Annotated in this window: 4 protein-coding genes; 2 read left to right on the forward strand and 2 right to left on the reverse strand. The window is 69.1% G+C overall.

Translation table 11 applies throughout. From position 1 onward, the window contains the following. Together ACZ5ON_RS30840 and ACZ5ON_RS30845 are read right to left on the reverse strand one after the other, a co-directional pair. On the reverse strand, positions 1-378 hold a 378-nt coding region (locus tag ACZ5ON_RS30840; RefSeq protein ID WP_465599591.1), incomplete at its 3' end, for a transposase. A gap of 619 nt (positions 379-997) precedes the next feature. Then, positions 998-1,537 carry a TetR/AcrR family transcriptional regulator gene (locus ACZ5ON_RS30845; protein ID WP_465599593.1) on the reverse strand — a complete coding sequence of 180 codons (540 nt, stop codon included), beginning with the start codon at positions 1,535-1,537 and terminating at the stop codon, positions 998-1,000. Between the two features lie 294 nt (positions 1,538-1,831). On the opposite strand from ACZ5ON_RS30845, the gene ACZ5ON_RS30850 reads away from it, so the two are divergent. Both ACZ5ON_RS30850 and ACZ5ON_RS30855 read left to right on the forward strand, forming a co-directional pair. After that, the gene (locus ACZ5ON_RS30850) at positions 1,832-3,238 is read left to right on the forward strand and encodes a flavin monoamine oxidase family protein (RefSeq protein ID WP_465599596.1); all 1,407 of its coding nucleotides are present in this window, start codon (positions 1,832-1,834) and stop codon (positions 3,236-3,238) included. Between the two features lie 300 nt (positions 3,239-3,538). After that, positions 3,539-4,575, forward strand: a 1,037-nt coding sequence (locus ACZ5ON_RS30855) for a serine/threonine-protein kinase (protein WP_465599598.1), incomplete at its 3' end; no start/stop codon positions are given.

The following is a 4,575-nucleotide window of genomic DNA, read 5'->3' on the forward strand; positions in this document are numbered from 1 at the left end:
CTTTGCGGCGGCCTTCTCCAGCTCCTCCAGGAGTTCCGGGTCGACGACCATCCCCGCCGCATGGTGGTGCGCGCGTGACACCGTGGAGTCCACGCCGACCAGGCCGAGGTCGACCTGCCCCCGAGCCGCCGCCTCGGTGATCATCGCGTCCATCAGCGTCTGGAAAGTTCCGGCGGCGACCCAAACTTGGAACCGGCTATAGACAGTCGACCAGGACCCGTACCGCTCGGGGATGTCGCGCCACGGGCTCCCCGTCCTGAACTGCCACATCACAGCGTTGAGGTGCCGCCGTAGGTCAGGTATCGGCCCACGCTCACCCAACGGCAGATGCGGCTCAACCAACTCCCACTCGGCATCACTCAGATCACCACGCGTCACACCAGACCTCTACCAGTCCGACCCGCCGCGTACCCTGCAAACCCGAACAATGATCCGCACTTGGAACAGGCCCTAATAGCACCCCAAACCAGCGACCAGAGCGACCGAAGCAGACGGTTGCGCCGGCCGTCCCGCGTCCGGCGGTGAAGCCGCATCTCGTTGTTGCGGGTGGCGGCAGCAGGGATGGGCTGCCGCGGGCGGAAGATGGCAGGCCGTGACGGAGGCGTTCGAGATCGCCCGGTTTTCTTACCAAGACCGGTTGGGCGGTCACGATCCGACAACGGGGGTCCATGCCGGTGTCCAAACCGGTGATGAGAACCCGCCTGTGAACCCGAGGCCGGCCGCGTGTGAGGCCGCCGCGCAACGCTCAAAAGCCCCGGTCAGAGCCCATGGTGAGAGTGCATCAAGGCGCCACTCGCCACCCTGATTACCCTCTCCTTCCCCTCTCTGTCCTTGACTGTGTGGTTGTTGTTGGACATGGCGGGTTGGGTGGTGGCGGTTCGGGTCGCTGTGTCTGCGGCGGGCCCTTCTTCCTTACGTCTGGCTGGTGCCGGCCGGGCGGTCCGTGCCGGGCCCAGAAGCAGTCCGCTGACCAGGCCGCCGCCGCAGGGCGGCGTGGTCAGGCAGCTGCGCCGTGGAGCAGGATGGCGGTGATGAAGTCCGGGGCCTGGCGTGGGCCCATGTGGCCTTCGAGGGTGAGTTCCCACGCGGTTTCGGCCAGGCTGCAGAAGGTCGAGGCCAGCCAGGTGGCGGGCATGTCCTTGCGCAGCAGTCCGGTGTCCTGGCCGCGTTGGACGAACTCGGTGGTCCGGATGAAGATCGTCTTGGCGCGGGTGCTGGCCTCGGGTACCCCCAGGACGTCGGGTTCGACGTAGACGAGGTTCCACAGCTGGGCGAACGGTGGGTAGTCGGCGACGAGTGCGGCCAGGACCTGTTCCATGGGCGCGGTGTCGGTCTCGGCCCGGGTCAGGGCCCGGTCGCAGTCGTCGAGGATCTTCTGGGCCATCGCCTGCACCAGGTGCTGGCGGGTGGGGAAGAGGCGGACCAGGGTCGCCCGGCTGATGCCTACGCGTGCGGCGATGACCTGCATTGAGGCCCCCCGGTCCTTGGCGAGGACCGGGATGGCCGACTCGAGTACTTCTGTCGCGTCGGTACGCATCGTCGCGCCCATCCCCCAATGCCTCTATTGACACACTGCTGTGTCAAAGTATCCTCTGCTGTATCAGTCTCATTGTACGTGTGGGGCGGGATCGCGTTGATCGGTGTCCGCATGGCGTACGCCGGCGGAACCGGCCAGCCGATACCCGCCGCCGTGCAAGAGGCGGTCCCCGGCCGGACGGGGTGCCCCGAGCCCGAGCGGCTTTTCCATCTACGGGCGGTGCGGCGAGCGCGACGGAGCGTTCGCCGACATTCTCCTGTCAGCCCGTGTCAGATCGCAGATCGGTTAACAACCATGACGATGCATCGCCGACGCTTCCTGCAGAGCGTGGGGCTGGGCCTGCCCAGTCTCGCCGTTCTCGCCTCCTTGTCCGCTTGCGACGACAACGGGGACGACAAGCAAGGAAATGGCACGCTGAGCCCGTCCGGGCGCCGGAAGGTGATCGTCGTCGGCGCCGGGATCAGCGGCCTGGGCGCCGCCCGCTATCTCGCCGACAAGGGCCAGGACGTGTCAGTACTCGAAGCACGCGACCGTATCGGCGGTCGTATATGGACCAGCGAGCAGTGGTCCGGCACGCCGCTCGATCTCGGCGCGTCCTGGATCCACGGCATCGACAAGAACCCGATCACCGATCTGGCCGAGAAGGCCGGCGCCAAGACAGTGGTGACCGACCTCGAAAGCGCCACCGACTACCTCGCAGGCGGCCAGGAGATCGAGGGCGCGCAGGCCCAGGCGTTCCAGCGCTGGCAGAAGGCCACCGCCGACGCGCTGTCCTCGTTTCAGAAGAAGGACGACGAGGACGCCTCGATCCGCAGCGTCGTCCAGAACGCGCTGGGCTGGTCGAAGCTGTCGGACAGCGACAAGGCCCTGATCTCCTACGCGCTGAACGACTATGAGCACGAGTACTCGGGCAGCGTGGACCAGATGTCGGCCCTGTACTTCGACGACGATGCCAAGATCAACGGCAAGGACGTCCTGTTCCCGGGCGGTTATCACCAGATCACCGACTACCTGGCCAAGGGGCTGTCCGTGCAGACCGGGCAGGTCGTCAAGCAGATCGACTGGAACTCCGGCGGTGTGACGGTCGCCACCGACAAGGGCACCTTCCAGGCCGACCACGTGGTGGTCACGCTGCCGCTGGGTGTCCTGCAGAGTGGGGCGGTCACATTCGGCCCCGGCCTGCCCCAGGCCAAGACCGCCGCTATCAGCAAGCTCGGCATGGGCGTGCTCAACAAGTGCTACCTGCGCTTCCCCAAGGTGTTCTGGGCGGACACCGACTGGCTGGAGTACGTGCCGGACGTGGACAAGTACGGACAATGGGCACAGTGGATCAACATCGCCCGCCCCACCGGCCAGCCGGTGCTGCTCGGCTTCAACGCCGCCGACTTCGGCCGCACCATCGAGAGCTGGAGCGACACCCAGATCGTCGACAGCGCCATGAGCACCCTGAAGACCATCTACGGCAGCGACATCCCCGCGCCGACGGACCACCAGATCACGCGCTGGGCCTCCGACCCGTATGCACAGGGCTCGTACTCGTTCACCAAGCTCGGCGCCACATCCGACATGCGTAACCAGCTCGCCGCCAGTGTGGACGGCCGTGTGCACTTCGCCGGCGAGGCGACGGACCGCAAGGACTACGCCACCGTTCACGGCGCCTACCGGTCGGGCCTCCGCGCGGCCAAGGAGATCACCGGCTGACACAGCCGACCCCATGACGAGAGCCGGGGTTGTGCCCCCCTTCCGCAGAGGGCGAGGGCAGAACCCCGGAGGGTTTCGTCCACCAGGACCCCGCTGGGTGGCCGACGACGCCCACGGGACGGCACGCCCCTGCCGGTGCCTACCCCCGAACGCGCCGGCAGGGGCATGCCTGGGCCGACGCCCCGCAGTCCGCACACATCTCTCATGACCGGCCGCAATGCCCCGCGCGACCGGTCCGACGCCGGCAGCGACTGCGCCCCTGCCGCGCCACACCATCCGCACGATCCGCTGGGAGCCAGCATGACCGCACAGCCCTTCGGCGCCCCAGCGCCTTCGGCCTTCCACGAGCTTGCCCCGGACGACCCTCGCGAGGTCGGCGGCTACCGCCTCCGCGCGCGGCTCGGCGCGGGCGGCATGGGTCGCGTCTACCTGGCCTACACCCCCGGCGGGCGCCCCGTCGCGCTCAAGGTGGTCCGGTCCGAACTCGCCGAGGACCCCGCCTTCCGGCACCGCTTCGCCCAGGAGGTCGCCAGCGCCAGGCGCATCCACAGCCTCTACACCGCCCAGGTCATCGACGCGGGTACCGACGCCGCCACCCCCTGGCTCGCCACCACCTTCGTGCCCGGCCCCTCCCTCCAGCAGGCCGTTCACCGCCACGGCCCGCTGCCCGAACGGACCGTCCTACTGGTTCTCGCCGGCATCGCCGAAGCCTTGCAGGCGATCCACGCCGCGGGTGTCGTCCACCGTGACCTCAAGCCCGGCAACGTTCTCGTCGCCGCCGACGGCCCCCGAGTCATCGACTTCGGCATCGCCCGCGCCGCCGACGCCAGCCCACTCACCGGCACCGGCCTACGCATCGGCTCGCCGGGCTTCATGGCCCCCGAACAGGCCCTCGGGCTGCCCGCCACCCCGGCCACCGACGTCTTCGCGCTGGGCGCCCTCATCGCCTACATCGGCTCCGGCAGGCCCCCCTTCGGCGACGGGCCCGAGCCCGTCTGTCTCTACCGGGCGGTGCACGAGGAGCCCGACCTCTCCCACTTTCCGCACGGACTGCACGAGCTGGTCCGGCTGTGCCTGGCCAAGAACCCCAAGGACCGGCCGGGCACCGCCTGGCTGATCGAGGCCGCCCGCCGCCACCCCGCCACCGGCGGCGAACTGCGTTTCTCCGACGGCTGGCTGCCCCAGCAGGTCAGCAGCGAGATCCACCGCCACACCGACCTGCCGACCACACCTTTGCCGCCCGCCACCGTCCTCGACCCGGCCCCGGGGGGGGAGGGGGGGGGGGGGAGGGGGGGGGGGGGGGGGGGGTTTCCTCCCCTCCCCCCTCCCCCCGCACC

This window comes from Kitasatospora sp. NPDC032150 (assembly GCF_055579945.1).